Raw genomic sequence first — 16,181 nt, 5'->3', positions numbered from 1 at the left:
TAATATAAATGCTCACTATCTTGATCCTGACACCCAATCCAAACATATGGGAGAAACTAGAGAAACTAGAATTAAAGAATTTCATTCGTTTAATACTATTCCGGTTTTAGGACTAAGAGAAGGTAGTTGGTTAGAGGTTAAAGGAAACAAAATTATCCTTAAGGGAAGTTTAAAGGCACGACTATTTAAACAAAACGAACTAGCAATTGAAATCGAGAATGAAACGGATCTTAGCGATCTAAAATAAAAAAAGCCGAAACATATAGATGTTTCGGCTTTTTTAAAAGAGCGAAAGACGAGGCTCGAACTCGCGACAACCAGCTTGGAAGGCTGGAGCTCTACCAACTGAGCTACTTTCGCATTACGAGTGCAAATATAGAGAATAACTTTTGTTAGAAACAAGTTTTATTTCCAAAAATTTGCGAAAAAATTTCAAACGCTACTTAACCTTTTTAAAATTAAAACGTTAGAAAATAATAATTTTCAAACCATTTATAGTCCAACAAATGATACCCTAAAAAATCCCTCTTGTGAAGACTGAATTAAAAAGCATTTTCACTGTCAGAGTCAACAATCCTGTTGCCTCTATATGTTTTACAGTTTATGAAATAAGTCTTGACGCTACCTTGTAAGTCGAAGACGGATAATAAATAAACAAACAAGACTTATCTTTGATCGTGCTTATAATTTTTTCAGTTAAAGCCAATGGAATAGCTGGACAACCTAAACTACGTCCCAATCTTTTATTGTTGTGAATAAACGATTCCGACACATAATCAGCACCATGAATAACTACGGCGCGATCTCTCGCGTTACTATTAATTCCTTTTTCTAGTCCGTCTAGCTTAAGAGAGGTTCCGTGCTTGCCTCTATAAATTTCGCCAGTGGCATAAAAACCAAGACTACTTTTAAATGATTCCGACACATTAGAGAAGCTAGAAGCAAATTCATCGCCTGTATTACGACCGTGAGCCACTAAAGAATTTATTAAAACTTCATTTGAATCTAGGTCAATAACCCAAAGACGCTTAACATTTGAAGACAAACTAAAATCAATCAAAGTCAAAATGTTTTTTGTAATCAATCCTTTTTCTTTGAGTTTGGTAAAACCTTTAAGTGCTTCCATGAAACCTTCCCTGCTTGGCATGGCTAAATCATTAGCTTGTAATTTATTATAGGTTGTCTCCTCTAAACTAATAGCGGCTACATTTTCATTTTTGGCAAGAAGTTTTAGGGTACTTGTTTCAACCTTGCTATTTGCGCAGTCATTGGAAAACAAGGTGAAAAAGAAAAACAATACAGTAGGAAGTATTTGGTAAGTCATTGATTTATATTAAATTAAATTTTTATTTGGGGTCGTAAAAATAGTAAAACTGATCAAAGAAAAAAAATAGCAAGCCAATTTATTACAGTTTTAACTTTTAAATAGTCTTTTAACTACAAAAATATATATCACAAATGTTGTTTATTCTGTTAATTATCTTATTTTTGCTTGCCATTAACCAACCAATATGACCAAATTTAACTCCATTTTTACAATAATATTATGCTTTTTTTGCACTATTACTTATTGTCAGAAAAAAACTCTTATTGCACAAGCCACCAACAACAGCATCAGTATTGACGGGCGAATTAATGAACCTGCTTGGGAAAACAATAGCAATATCGCAACTGATTTTGTGATGTTTGAACCCGATAATGGAAGACCTATTAGTCAAGAAAAAAGAACCGAGGTAAAAGTACTTTACAACGATGATGCTATTTACATTTCGGCTATTATGTACGATAATGAGCCCAAAAAAATTCAAAAAGAAATAACCCAAAGAGACGTTTTTGGTGTATCAGATCATTTTTCTGTCAACATCAATGGATTTAATGATGGTCAGCAAGATTACCGTTTTTATGTTAGTGCTGCTGGAGTTCAAATGGATTGTATTGCAACAGAAGATGGTGAAGACTTTTCTTGGGACGCCATTTGGGATAGTGAAGTAACCATTACTGATTTTGGATGGGTAGTTGAAATGAAAATTCCATACGCTGCCTTACGATTTTCAAATGCACAGAGCCAAACCTGGGGTCTGAATTTCACAAGAGAAATAAAGAGAGATGTTCAAAAGTACACTTGGAATTACGTTGACAATAAAATTGGAGCGGTTATCACACAAGCAGGAATCTTAAAAGGAATTGAAAATATCAAACCTCCTACTCGACTCTTTTTTATCCCGTATGTTTCCGGTTACTACCAAGAAGATGATTTTGAATCAGACAGAACTTTCAAAGCAGGTTTGGATATAAAGTACGGTATAAATGATTCGTTTACACTCGATGCCATTTTGGTCCCTGATTTTGGACAAACTAAGTTTGATAATGCCATTTTGAACTTAGAGCCTTTCGAACAACGATTTGATGAAAACCGACCTTTTTTTACTGAGGGAACGAATTTATTTAACATTGGAAACATCTTTTATTCGAGAAGAATTGGTGGCGCACCGATTACTGATAAAGATCAGTTTGAAGAATCTCTTCCTGCAGACGAAACGCTCTCTAATTTTTCGACTTCTGTAGATTTAATAAATGCTGTTAAAGTATCAGGCCGAACAGAAAAAGGCTTAGGAATTGGTTTTTTGAATGCCGTAACTGAAAAAACATATGCTACAATCGACAACTCAACTACCAATACAAGTCGTAAAGAAGTAATCGAACCTTTGGCTAACTACAATGTGCTTGTACTTGACCAACGATTTAGACAAAACTCGTCAGTATCGTTCGTCAATACCAATGTTTCTCGTAATGGTAGTTTTAGAGATGCTAATGTATCAGCGCTAGTATTTGATTTGAGCACTAAAGCCAATACTTACAACTTATATGGTGATTTTAAATACAGTACAATCAATGACCTTCAAGATTACAATGGGTACAAGACCTCAATAAATTTCGCAAAAACAAGTGGAAAATACCGCTATACATTAACAGGGAGATACACCTCAGAAAATTATGATGATAACGACTTAGGAATTAACTTCTATACTAATTTTTATAATTTCTATTCTAACATTAGCTATCGAATTTTAAAACCGACTAAAGTATTTAACACTTTTAGATTCTTTAATGAATTCAGCGTTCTATACGATAATACAACAAACAAATTACAAGAAGGATATTACAAAGCAACCTTCAAGGCTACCACTATACGCAATCATTACTATGAACTAGCCTTAAATTTCAAACCCTTCAATTCCTATGATTTTTATGACCCTCGAGTTTATGGTCGCTACCTCGAAGTTCCTCGTAGCGTAGATGGCTACTTGGGAGTTGAGTTTAACCGAAATAGCGCCTTCACTTTTGACTTCACTCCTAGTTTTGCGATTTTCGATCAAAAGGGTCGAGCAAACTATGGCATCGCTATTGGTCCTAAATACCGTGTAAATGAAAGATTCTCTATTATGTACATATTAGATTACTTACACAAAACAAATGATATCGGTTTTGCAGGATTTCAAAACTCCGATGTGATCATTGGAAGAAGAGATCGAGCAATATTTCAAAATGATTTGGTCGCTAAATATGCCATTAACAATAAAATGACTTTAAATTTAACTGCAAGATATTATTGGTCTTACTCAGATGTAAAAGAATTTTACACCTTGCAAAATAACGGCGAGATAATAAGTAACCCAAGCTACACCTTAAATAAAAACAGAAATTTCAATTCGTGGAATTTTGATTTAGCTTACTCTTGGTGGTTCGCCCCTGGTAGTGAAATGTCTGTCTTGTATCGTAATTATTCTCAAGAAGGAACCAATGTAGTGGAGCGCAATTTAAAAACAAATCTAAAAAATGTTTTTGATGCTAACTTAACCAATATCATATCCGTACGGTTTCGTTATTACTTAGATTACAACATGGTGAAAAATAAATTTTAATTTGCCTCGTTAAACTGTAACATATTGTTTTTTTACTAGTCTATTATAATGCAGGTTTTATTTACAATTAAACCTGTTAGGTATTAATAAAACAAATAAAAAATTTGTTACAGCTAGCAGTCTTATGAAGAATTTCTTACCACTTTTTCTCTTATTCCTTTCCTTTTTTGGCTACAGCCAAAAGAAAGTCTTACAAACTAAACTTACCGTAGACAATATTACGATCGACGGGAAATTTGATGAGAAAGCGTGGGAAACAGCAGCTGCAGCTACAGATTTTATAATGTTTCAACCTGATAATGGAACACCAATCCCTGAGGGCCGAAAAACCATCGTTAAAGTACTTTACGACAATGATGCTATTTACTTAGCCGCTTTGTTGTATGACGAAGATCCAAGCAAAATCATGAAAGAAATCTCTGCCCGAGATGATTTTGGAGCTTCAGATGTATTTGGGGTTTTTATCAACGGATTTAATGACGGACAACAGGATTTTCAATTTTTTGTAAATGCTGCTGACGGACAAGCTGACTGTATCACTACCGACACTAATGGAGAAGATTACTCTTGGGATGCGGTTTGGAAAAGTAAAGCCATTATGACCGAATTTGGTTGGGCGGTAGAAATGCGCATTCCATATGCAGCTTTACGTTTCTCAGCTGAAAAAAAGCAAACTTGGGGTCTGAATTTTTTCAGAGAAGTAAGAAGAGATCGTTTTAAATACTCTTGGAATTTTATCGATTCTAAACTAGGAACTTTTACACAACAAACTGGTCAATTAGTTGGAATTGAAAATATCACAACTCCTACACGTCTATTCTTACTGCCCTATTCATCATACTATGTAAATGCAAATAGCCAGCAAAAAACCAATGGAACAATTAAAGGCGGTCTAGATGTTAAATACGGTATAAATGACGCGTTTACCTTAGATGCAATCCTAGTTCCCGATTTTGGTCAAACTAAATTTGACGATCAAATACTTAACCTTGGGCCATTTGAACAGCAATTTAACGAAAATAGATCTTTTTTCACTGAAGGAACCGACCTCTTTAGTAAGGGAGACCTTTTGTACTCTCGAAGAATTGGTGGTAAACCAGTAAGCAAGCCTAAACCAAGCACTAATGAAACAGTGATCGATTACCCTTCAACAGTAAACTTGATTAACGCTCTAAAAGTTTCAGGACGTACTAAAGACGGTTTAGGTATTGGTATTCTAAACGCTGTGACCGAAAGAACCTATGCAACCATAGAGAACAAAAACACCTTAGAAACCAGGAGAGAGGAATTAGAACCCCTTTCTAATTACAGTGTAATAGTACTTGACCAGCGCTTCAGGAAAAATTCAGCAGTCTCTTTTATTAACACTAATGTTACCCGAAATGGTAGCTTTAGAGATGCCAATGTATCTGCTTTAGTTTGGGATTTAAATACTAAACAAAATACCTATAACTTGTCTGGAGACTTTAAGTATAGCTTTGTAAATGACATTGAAAATAAAAAAGGAATCAATTCACAATTAAATTTCGCTGAAACCTCAGGAAAGTACCGGTACAGTGTAGGTGCTGATATTACAACCAAAGATTATGATAACAATGACTTGGGGATTAATTTTGAAACTAATTATTACAGCTTTTATGGTAATACAAGTTATCGAATTTTAAACCCTACAAAATTATTCAACTCCTTTAGCACTAATATGAATGTGTATACTCAGTTTCAAAAAGAAACCGGAAAACTACAAGGAAATAGCTTGAATTTTAATGTAAACATGAATACTAAAAAAAATGACTATTTTGGTATCAGTTTAAACGCAAATCCTTTAGAATCCTACGATTTTTATGAACCAAGGGCTGCCGGAAGATACGTAATTAATCCAAGAAGAGTGGGCGGATCAGTGACATTATCCTCAAATTACAACAAAAAATTTGCTTTAGATGTAAGTCCTAATTTCTCGGTATTCGACCAAGCCGGCCGAAATGCCTACGGTTTTTATATAGCGCCTAGATATCGTTTTAACGATAGACTCGCTGTTAATTATAGCTTTAATTTTTCAAGAAGAAATAACAATAAGGGATATAATGAACCTCTATCTATTCAAGCAAATGATATCATATTTGCCAATAGAAATGTGGTAACTTATGGTAATTCCATTTCAGGTAAGTACTCTATCAATAGCCAAATGACTTTTAATTTATCAGTTCGCCAATATTGGTCTTACGCCGAAAACAAAAACTATTTGACATTAAACCAAGACGGTAGTTTTAGAGACTATCCTAGTTCAATACAAAATAATAACTCTAGTTTCTATTCTTGGAATACTGATTTATCATACAATTGGTGGTTTGCACCTGGCAGTCAAGTTTCAATCCTTTATAGAAACAATGCTGCTAATTTTGATCGTGACATCAACAAGGATTTAGGTCGAAACATAACAGATTTATTAAATAATAGCGCACTTAACCATACACTTTCTATTAGTGTGCGTTATTTTATAGACTATAACGGCATTAAAAACATGTTTTAAAATACATTAATTTTAAATTTAGCTCCTGTTTTTGAAACTATTATCATTTAATCTTAGGCTTCATTTAAGATTGGATAATAGTGATTTAGAAACCTTGGGACCTTTTTATAAATACTTTATCTTTGTTTAAAACTAAAACAAATGAACAAAAAAGTAATTTTAATGATACTAGATGGATGGGGTAAATCTCCGGATCCTAAAGTTTCAGCAATAGACAATGCGAATGTCCCTTTTATAAAAAGCCTCTACAACAATTATCCTAGTGCACAGTTAAGAACAGATGGATTACATGTAGGATTACCAGAAGGGCAAATGGGAAATAGCGAAGTAGGCCACATGAATCTGGGTGCAGGTCGAATTGTTTACCAAGACTTAGCCAAAATTAATTTGGCTGTTGCCAACAACACTTTAGCGCAAGAGCAAGTTTTAAAAGATGCTTTTCAATATGCCAAGGACAAACATAAAAAAGTTCATTTTTTAGGACTAGTTTCTGATGGTGGAGTTCACTCTCACACCTCGCATCTACGAGGATTGATCGATGCTACGCAATCATATGGTCTAGAAAAAGTTTACATTCATGCCTTTACTGATGGACGCGATGTAGACCCAAAATCAGGAAAAAAATACATTCAGGATTTACAAAATTACATAGCAAACACCTCAGTAAAAATAGCTTCAGTTGTAGGACGCTACTATGCAATGGATCGTGATAAACGATGGGAACGCGTAAAGCTTGCCTATGATTTACTGGTAAATGGTCAAGGAAATCCTAGTAGAAACCTTATCAATAGCATTGAAGAAAGTTATCAAAACGAAGTTACAGATGAGTTCATTCATCCGATTCTAGCTGTAGATTTTACAGACAAACCATTAGCTACTATTACCGAAGATGATGTTGTGATTTTCTTTAATTTCAGAACCGATAGAGGACGTGAATTAACCGAAGCCCTTTCACAGCAAGACTTTCACGAGCAAAACATGCATAAACTAAACTTGTATTATGTAACGCTCACGAACTATGACGAAACTTATAAAAATGTGAAAGTGGTTTACAACAAAGATAATATCACCGAAACATTAGGAGAAGTATTGGAGAAAGCAAGAAAAAAGCAAATCCGTATTGCTGAGACTGAAAAATATCCGCATGTTACCTTTTTCTTTTCGGGTGGTCGGGAAGAGCCTTTTATTGGAGAAAGCCGCATTTTAAAAAACTCTCCAAAGGTAGCCACTTATGATTTACAACCAGAGATGAGTGCCTTTGAATTGACTGCTGCTTTGTGTCCTGAACTGGAAAAAGGAGACGTTGATTTTGTCTGTCTTAACTTTGCTAACGGTGATATGGTAGGCCATACCGGAATGATGGATGCGGCTATAAAAGCATGTGAGGCGGTAGATATTTGTGTACAAAAAGTAATTACTACAGCATTAGCAAATGATTATACAACATTAGTAATTGCTGACCATGGTAATTGTGAAACCATGATAAATCCTGATGGAAGCCCCAATACGGCGCACACAACGAACCCTGCACCTTTTATTTTAGTCGACCAAGATCAAATTATGGTTCATGACGGAGTCCTAGGCGATATCGCACCAACAATTTTACAATTAATGGGTGTAGAAAAACCTACAGTCATGACAGGAAACTCTTTAATCTAACTGGTAAAATTCTGTTTAGAACAAGCGAGAAACAATTATTGTTTCTCGCTTTTTTTATAATTAAAAGTTAAAATTTCAAAACTAATAGTATTACTATTATCTTTGCACTAAACAAGATTAACTAGTACATTACTACTTATTCAAAACAACAAATCAAAAGCCTTACAAACAACACTATTACATGAAAAAAATTTCGCTATTCCTAACCCTATTCCTTTTAGTTCTGCCAGCACAAGCTCAAAACAATACAGACAAAATTGGTGCATGGTATATGTACTTTTACAATGCTAAATTTAAAAATAGCCAGTTTGGTATTCAGGGTGATGTTCAATATCGAAATTGGAATACTTTGGGAGATCTAGAACAATTATTAGTACGATCAGGTCTAACCTACAAACCCAATAATACTGATGTCACGCTTACGCTAGGAGTTGCTCATATCACAACCGGCGTTATTGGCGAGAGTAATCAAACGACCTCAGAAACAAGAATTTATCAAGAAGCTTTATTGCCTCTAAAAGTGGGTAAACGACTGTATTTTAACCATCGATTTAGGTATGAGCAACGATTTGTAGAAAATCAAGATTTTAGAAGTCGATTCAGATATAACCTCTTTCTAAACATTCCTCTTAATAAAACAACTCTCTCGAAGAACGCAGTTTATATTGCATTATACAATGAGATTTTTATCAATGGAGAAAAAAATATTGGCGATGGAAGGACCGTAACTGTTTTTGACCGAAATCGTTTTTATACTGGTGTAGGATATGGATTAACAGATAAATTACGATTGCAAATGGGATTCATGAATCAATCTACTGAAAATGCAGGTAAAGATCAAATTCAACTGAGCCTACATCATACTTTTTAAAAAACAACTAACTTAAATTCGCTCAAAATGAAAAACATATTCCTTCAAAGTTTTATATTTACACTGTTATGTACAGGAAGTCTACAAGCACAAATAGATACTGATATTTCAAATCCAGCAGCTGTAAAACGTTTAGATTTAACCAATAACAAAGTTGATATTTCAACAATCGACTTCTCTAAATTTATCAATCTAGAATACCTTAGTTTAAAAAACGATCACCTAACAGTGCTCCCAAAAGAGTTGTTTTTACTTAAAAACTTAAAAACTTTGGACTTAAGTGGGAACGACTTAAAAGTCTTACCAAAAGAGTTTTCAAAGCTTAAAAAACTTGAAGCGCTATATCTTAATGATGAAAATAGCATGGATTTAACTGCATCACTTACTGTTCTTGCAAAACTTCCTAAATTGAAATCATTATTTTTAGAGAATGATAATATTACTTTTATTCCAAAAGAAATGTTTAAACTTCAAAATTTAGAATATTTGAGTTTACGCAAAAATGAATTAAAAGAAATTCCTACAAACATGAATTCACTTTCTCATTTAAAGAGTTTAGATTTGAACGAAAATAATATAGCTCCTGATAGTATTGAACTTAAAAACCTTAATTTTGGTTTCAAAATAAATTTCTAAAATGATTGATATTCCAACTAATATAAAAATTCAAATTCCTGAAAAGATTTTTGTTAAAGATCCTGAAACATCCGTTCTAGGAAAAAAAATAATAAAAGAGAGTATTATTTTAATAGACGAAATAGGTTTTGATACTTTTACTTTTAAAAAATTAGGGGAACGCATCGGCTCTAATGAAAGCTCCATTTACCGTTATTTTGAGAATAAGCATAAACTTTTAGTTTACCTCTGTTCTTGGTATTGGAGCTGGATCGAATATCGAATGGTATTCAAATTAACGAATATCGAGGATCCAATAGAACGACTAAAACGTGCCATTACCATCGTCACTGAAAAAATCTTAGATGATGAACGTACGGCGCATGTAAACGAAAAACAATTAAATAAAATTGTAATCATTGAGTTCACCAAAACACTGTATACTAAAGAGGTTGACGAGGAAAATAAAGAAGGTTATTTCATCATTTACAAGCGATTAATAAACCGCATTGTAGCCATCGTACATGAGATTAATCCCAATTATCCTTTTGCCAAAAGTTTAATTTCGACTATTGTGAAAGGATCTTTGCACCAACATTTTTTAAAAGACCACCTCTCAACAATTACTGATTGCGATGACTCCGTTTCTCCTACTGATTTTTTCTTGGAACTCATCGACACAATAGTAGTTAAAAAGGCTTAAGGAGTCAGTCACAAAAAACAACAATACATAATTAACACACAACATATGAAACCTTTAAAACGATTTTATAATTTGCTCGAATTAGATAAGAAAGACGTGTATCAATTGTTTTTCTATGGAATCTTATCTGGACTTATAAGTTTATCATTACCCTTAGGTATCCAAGCAATTACTAACTTTATTCAATCCGGAAGAGCAAGTGCTTCATGGATTGTTTTAATTGTTTTGGTTGTTTTTGGAGTTGCCCTCGTAGGTGTTCTCGCCTTGATGCAATTGCGTATTATGGAGAACTTACAGCAAAAAATATTCATTCGCTCCTCATTTGAATTTGCTGTTCGTTTACCAAAGATCAAATTTGAAGAATATTACAATACCTACCCACCGGAATTAGCAAACCGTTTTTTTGATACCCTGATGATTCAAAAAGGAACAGCAAAATTATTAATCGATTTTTCGGCGGCAATCCTTCAAATTATATTCGGTATTATTTTACTATCGTTATACCACAATTATTTCATCTTTTTTGGAATGTTACTGTTGCTACTTTTATACTTTATCTTTAGGTTCTCATACAATCCAGGACTCGAAACCAGTATGAAAGAGTCAAAGTACAAATACAAAGTTGCTGGCTGGCTGCAAGAAATTGCACGTAATAACTTTAGTTTTAGAAATAATTTACATCATGATTACGCTTTAAGTAAAAATGATGCATTAGTGTCTGATTACTTAAGTTATCGAGAACAGCATTTTTCTATTATAAAAAATCAGTTTAGTCAGCTAATTGTCTTTAAAATAATTATTACAGCAAGTTTATTATCTATCGGTGGTTACTTAGTGCTTTCGCAGCAAATGAATATTGGACAATTTGTAGCGGCTGAAATCATCATTTTGTTGGTAATCAATTCTGTTGAGAAAATCGTTATTGGACTTGAAACTTTGTATGATGTCTTGACCTCTGTAGAAAAAATTGGTTTAATAACTGATATGAAATTAGAAGAGGAATTCCCTGTTGATTACGACAACTGCTATACTTCAATAGCCTTAGAAGTAGAGAAAATTAATTTTAAATTCCCCGATTCAAAAACTAAAACCCTAAATAACATCTCTTTACACGTTAATCAAGGAGAACGCATTTTTATTGAAGGACCAAACGGCTCTGGAAAAACAACTATGATTCGAGTTTTATCCGGCTTAATACAACCCTTAAATGGTTCTATTTCTATTAATGACAATAGCTTTAAAAAGATTAATTTGAATCAGTTTCGTTCACAAATAGAAAGTATTATCTACGGAGAAACGCCCTTCGAAGGGACTGTTTTGGAGAATATCACCTTCAAAACGAAAACCGTGACTGATGAAACACTAAAATGGGCGATTGAAGGGATGCAATTAAAAGAATTTATCATGACATTGCCTAAAGGTCTTGAAACCCCCTTATTCCCGGAAGGAAAACAACTGTCGTCATCTAATGCCCAAAAAATATTATTAGCGAGAAGTATTGTTAGTAAACCTAAAATTTTATTCTACGAAGACCCTACTGATCATATGGACGACCCAATTGCGAACCAAATCATCGATTTTATTACTGCTAAGGAACACAATTGGACCATTATTGTCTCTTCTAAAAATCCGTACTGGAAGACCAAATGCTCAAGACATATTACTATGCAAAAAGGAGAAATTATTTTAGACCAAAAAATATAATTTATGTTAAATATATCTGACAACAATAAACATGCATCCGCACACTTGGATCGGTTTAAAACAGTAAAAGGCTTAGAATCTAGACCCTATTATAAAATATTAAACCGACTGATAACTATAATAGCGGTCATTGCATTGGTAACATTATTTTTACCTTGGACACAAAACATTAACGGAAAAGGTGCGGTTACGACTATAAAACCCAACCAGCGCCCACAATCCATTCAAAGTGTGATTTCCGGCCGAATAGAAAAATGGTATGTACAAGAAGGTGACTATGTAAAAAAAGGAGACACCATCTTATTCATTTCAGAAATAAAGGAGGACTACATGGATCCTAATTTAGTTCAAAATACTAAAAACCAATTAGATGCTAAAAGTCAAGCTTTAAATTCATACAGTTCTAAATACGGCGCCTTAGAGAGTCAAATTGCGTCTATCCAAAGTGAAAAAAGTCTAAAGCTACAGCAAGCTGAAAACAAATTAAAACAAGCTCGCTTCAAAATAAAAAGTGATTCGATTGATTTAGTAGCTGTAAAAACACAACTAAAAATTGCCAATACGCAGTTCAATCGTGCGGTTCAATTGAACAATGAAGGCCTTAAAGCGCTAACGGATGTCGAGGAAAAGCGATTAAAGCAACAAGAAGTTGAAGCTAAAATTATAACACAAGAAAACAAATTATTAACCACTCAAAATGAATTACTTAACGCAAAAGTAGAATTAAACCGCATTGTAGCTGAATACAACGAAAAGGTCGCAAAAGCCGAGAGTGATCAGTTTACCGCCTTAAGCAATCAATATGATACGGAAGCGCAAGTAAACAAACTAAAAAATCAATATGCGAATTATAGTATTCGTAACGGGATGTATTACATTAAGGCTGCACAAAATGGTTACATCAACCGTGCACTGCAAGCAGGTATAGGCGAAACAATCAAGGAAGGAACTCCAATTGCGACTATTATGCCATCTGAATACGATATTGCCGTAGAGACTTTTGTCAATCCGTTGGACTTACCATTGATTTCAAAAGGAGCAAAAATGAGAATTTGGTTTGATGGTTGGCCAACGATTGTTTTTTCAGGATGGCCTGATATGTCTTACGGAACCTTTGGAGGCCGAATAATTGCCGTTGAAAAATTCATAAGCGACAATGGAAAATTCAGAGTTTTAATCGCACCCGATCCCGAAGAAGCACCATGGCCAAAACAATTGAGTATAGGATCAGGAGCGCAAACAATTGCACTGTTAAATACAGTACCAGTTTGGTTTGAAATTTGGCGTACCCTTAACGGATTCCCGCCAGATTACTATGAAGTACCTGAAAAAACACCAAAATCTAAAGAAAAAAAATAATGAAATATTCCATTTTATTTTTACTCTTTTTCGCTTGGCATAGCCAAGGGCAACAAGTAGAGAATGAAACGAAACTTGGACAACAAATGGAATTCACTTTTAATGAATACCTAGGGTATGTCAAAAAGTTTCATCCATTAGTAAAAACCGCTAATCTAGAAATCAATAAAGCGCAAGCCGAATTAATGGCTGCTAGAGGTGCGTTTGATCCTAAAATTGCGGTGGACTTTGATAAAAAGCAATTCAAAGACACTGAATATTATTCGATTTTAAACAGTAGTTTCAAAATCCCTACTTGGTACGGAATCGAAATAAAAGCCGGTTTTGAACAAAATGAAGGATACTACTTAAATCCGCAAAACACCGTTCCTGCCGATGGTTTAGCTGCAGTTGGAATCTCGGTTCCTTTAGGACAAGGTTTGTTTATTAATCAAAGAATGGCTGATTTGCGCAAAGCAAAATTACAAATGCAATTAGGACAAGCCGAGAGAAAGCTACTTGCCATTGCGGTTTTATATGACGCATCAGTTGCCTATTTTAATTGGAAAAAAAACTACGAAGAATTTCAAATGTATTCGCTGTACAATACTAATGCAGAAACTCGTTTTAAAGCCATCCAATCCTTAATCAAACAAGGAGATAAAAGGGCTATTGATAGTGTCGAAGCAGGTATTAGTTTAAAAAACCGTCAGCTTAGTCTGGAAAACTCTCGTCTAAAATTACTAAAGTCTAAACTTGAATTATCTAATTTCTTGTGGTTGGACAATTCCATTCCTATGGAATTATCGGATGTATTATTTCCTGAGCAATTAATTGAAAACACCATTCAAGAAACCTTGAAAACAAACGATTTGCTTGCCAATAACTTTTCTATCGATGGACATCCAAAAATTAGCGCTTTAGAAACTAAAATTGATATGTTGGAGGTGGATCGTAAGTTGAAGGCAAACGCATTGTTGCCTAAAATTGACCTCTCCTACTCCTACATTTCTGAGCCGCAGTATATCGATAGCTACAAATTCGAAAATTACAAGCTGGGAATCAACTTTGCCTATCCTATTTTTCTACGAAAAGAACGTGGTAGTTTGAAACTAGCCAAATTCAAAATCCAAGAAACAACCAATAGCTTAAATCTCGAACGTTTACAACTTTCGAATAAAATAAAAGCTCAAAAAGAGGTTATTACTTCCTTAAACAAACAACGCCTAATGGCTAATGAGTTGGTTCGCGATTATAATACCATGCTGCAATCAGAAGAGCGTTTGTTTATTTTTGGCGAAAGCTCATTATTTTTGATCAATAGCCGAGAGAGTAGTTTAATTACTGCACAATTAGCTGCCATCGCTTTGCGCAATGAGTATTGTGTGTCGAACTCCGAACTATATAAAATCATGGCAAATCCCGATTAAATAAATTAAAATTGTACTTTTGCACACTCAAAAATTAGAACTATGATTATCGTAAAATCACGTGAAGAAATAGAATTAATGCGCGAAAGTGCTTTGATCGTATCCAAAACATTAGGGATGCTCGCTGCCGAAGTTAAAGAGGGAGTTACCACTTTATACCTTGACAAATTAGCCGAGACCTTCATTCGTGATCATGGTGCTGAACCTTCTTTCCTTGGCTTGTATGGTTTTCCAAATTCGCTTTGCATGAGTCCAAATGCACAGGTGGTTCACGGGATTCCCAACAATACACCTCTTGTAAGTGGAGATATCATTTCTATCGATTGTGGGGCTTATAAAAATGGCTATCATGGAGATCACGCTTATACTTTTGAAGTAGGTGAAGTTGCTCCAGAAACTAAAAAATTATTGCAAGTAACTAAAGAATCTTTGTACGTAGGAATCCGTGAGTTCAAAATTGGAAACCGTGTAGAGGATGTAGGTAATGCAATTCAAAAATATACCGAAAGCCATGGTTACGGGGTCGTTCGTGAGCTTGTAGGTCATGGCTTAGGCCAAAAAATGCACGAAGCTCCTGAAATGCCAAATTATGGTAAAAGAGGCCGTGGGAAATTATTTGTAGAAGGAATGGTAGTCGCGCTAGAGCCGATGATTAATCAAGGTACACGCAACATCAAACAGCTAAAAGACGGTTGGACAATCTTGACTGCCGATGGAAAACCTTCTGCACATTTTGAACACGATATTGCTCTTGTTGACGGAAAACCAGAATTACTTTCGACATTCGCTTATATTTATAAAGCACTAGGAATCGTTAGCAATGAAGAGGATGAGTTCAGAAAAGTGCCGCTAGTAGTATAATCTTTCGCAAAGAGTACCCAAGAAAACACTAAGATTCACAAAGTTTTAAAAACAGTTTAATGGAAGACAGGCCACTAGAATTGAGTGAGGAGTTAAATGCACTTTCCTACAAAGTTATTGGATTGGCTATTGAAGTACATCGCACTTTAGGACCTGGTCTTTTAGAATCAGCCTATCAAGCCTGTTTGATTTATGAGTTACAAAAAGCGGGATTAAAAGTTGAAAAAGAAGTAGGACTTCCTATTAAATACAAAGAAATCAAATTAGATCAAGGTTATAGGATAGACTTGCTAATTGAAAATATCCTAGTAATTGAACTAAAAACAGTGGATGAATTTACATCCGTTCATTTTGCTCAAATACTGACTTATCTAAAATTAGGAAAGTACCCTTTAGGGCTATTGATAAATTTTAATTCTAAAATATTAAAAAACAATATAAAACGGTTTATAAATTCAAACAAGGAAATTTAAGTACTTCGTGAATCTTTGCGTGATCTTTGTAAATCTCTGTGTAACCAATATGAAAAAATTATTTAAACTCGTACTCA

The 16,181-nt window shown here is 34.2% G+C and carries 13 protein-coding genes and 1 tRNA gene; 12 read left to right on the top strand and 2 right to left on the bottom strand.

Annotated features, from left to right (window positions below):
- Positions 1 to 247: Type 1 glutamine amidotransferase-like domain-containing protein (locus P8M54_RS02870; RefSeq protein WP_300284881.1), on the top strand; the 247-nt coding region annotated here is incomplete at its 5' end.
- A gap of 40 nt (positions 248 to 287) precedes the next feature.
- Here the strand turns inward: P8M54_RS02870 and P8M54_RS02865 are convergent.
- A tRNA-Gly gene (locus tag P8M54_RS02865) sits at positions 288 to 360 on the bottom strand.
- Between the two features lie 241 nt (positions 361 to 601).
- Positions 602 to 1,324, bottom strand: coding sequence for a murein L,D-transpeptidase catalytic domain family protein (locus P8M54_RS02860; protein ID WP_300284878.1), 723 nt, complete (start codon positions 1,322 to 1,324; stop codon positions 602 to 604).
- A gap of 187 nt (positions 1,325 to 1,511) precedes the next feature.
- Here P8M54_RS02860 and P8M54_RS02855 point away from each other — a divergent pair, with 187 nt between their 5' ends.
- The 11 genes from P8M54_RS02855 to P8M54_RS02805 all read left to right on the top strand — a co-directional run bounded on the left by P8M54_RS02855 (position 1,512) and on the right by P8M54_RS02805 (position 16,104).
- Positions 1,512 to 3,923, top strand: a complete 2,412-nt coding sequence (locus tag P8M54_RS02855) for a DUF5916 domain-containing protein (RefSeq protein ID WP_300284875.1) — start codon at positions 1,512 to 1,514, stop codon at positions 3,921 to 3,923.
- 124 nt (positions 3,924 to 4,047) lie between these two features.
- Entirely contained in the window at positions 4,048 to 6,450 is a 2,403-nt protein-coding gene (locus P8M54_RS02850; protein WP_300284872.1) for a DUF5916 domain-containing protein, read from the top strand.
- Between the two features lie 141 nt (positions 6,451 to 6,591).
- A complete protein-coding gene (gene gpmI / locus P8M54_RS02845) occupies positions 6,592 to 8,109 on the top strand; it encodes a 2,3-bisphosphoglycerate-independent phosphoglycerate mutase (RefSeq protein ID WP_300284870.1) in 1,518 nt (505 codons plus the stop codon).
- A 181-nt stretch (positions 8,110 to 8,290) separates the two neighbouring features.
- Positions 8,291 to 8,980 (top strand): DUF2490 domain-containing protein, encoded by a 690-nt coding sequence (locus tag P8M54_RS02840; RefSeq protein WP_300284868.1) that lies wholly within the window; start codon positions 8,291 to 8,293, stop codon positions 8,978 to 8,980.
- A 27-nt stretch (positions 8,981 to 9,007) separates the two neighbouring features.
- The gene (locus P8M54_RS02835; RefSeq protein ID WP_300284866.1) at positions 9,008 to 9,616 is read left to right on the top strand and encodes a leucine-rich repeat domain-containing protein; all 609 of its coding nucleotides are present in this window, start codon (positions 9,008 to 9,010) and stop codon (positions 9,614 to 9,616) included.
- Position 9,617: 1 nt separating this feature from the next.
- Positions 9,618 to 10,298 (top strand): TetR/AcrR family transcriptional regulator, encoded by a 681-nt coding sequence (locus P8M54_RS02830; RefSeq protein WP_300284864.1) that lies wholly within the window; start codon positions 9,618 to 9,620, stop codon positions 10,296 to 10,298.
- 45 nt (positions 10,299 to 10,343) lie between these two features.
- A complete protein-coding gene (locus P8M54_RS02825; RefSeq protein ID WP_300284861.1) occupies positions 10,344 to 12,002 on the top strand; it encodes an ATP-binding cassette domain-containing protein in 1,659 nt (552 codons plus the stop codon).
- Positions 12,003 to 12,005: 3 nt separating this feature from the next.
- Positions 12,006 to 13,361 carry a biotin/lipoyl-binding protein gene (locus tag P8M54_RS02820; protein WP_300284858.1) on the top strand — a complete coding sequence of 452 codons (1,356 nt, stop codon included), beginning with the start codon at positions 12,006 to 12,008 and terminating at the stop codon, positions 13,359 to 13,361.
- Entirely contained in the window at positions 13,361 to 14,770 is a 1,410-nt protein-coding gene (locus P8M54_RS02815) for a TolC family protein (protein ID WP_300284855.1), read from the top strand. Before P8M54_RS02820 ends, P8M54_RS02815 begins: the two co-directional genes overlap by 1 nt.
- A 42-nt stretch (positions 14,771 to 14,812) precedes the next feature.
- Positions 14,813 to 15,631 carry a type I methionyl aminopeptidase gene (map, locus tag P8M54_RS02810; protein ID WP_300284852.1) on the top strand — a complete coding sequence of 273 codons (819 nt, stop codon included), beginning with the start codon at positions 14,813 to 14,815 and terminating at the stop codon, positions 15,629 to 15,631.
- A gap of 59 nt (positions 15,632 to 15,690) precedes the next feature.
- Complete coding sequence (locus P8M54_RS02805) at positions 15,691 to 16,104, top strand: GxxExxY protein (protein WP_300284849.1); 414 nt, start codon at positions 15,691 to 15,693, stop codon at positions 16,102 to 16,104.
- Positions 16,105 to 16,181: the final 77 nt, after the last annotated feature.

This window comes from Flavobacterium sp., from assembly GCF_029242675.1.
Classification (GTDB): domain Bacteria; phylum Bacteroidota; class Bacteroidia; order Flavobacteriales; family Flavobacteriaceae; genus Flavobacterium.
Note: the sequence above shows the minus strand (reverse complement) of the source record. Positions and strands in the feature narration are given on the sequence as shown.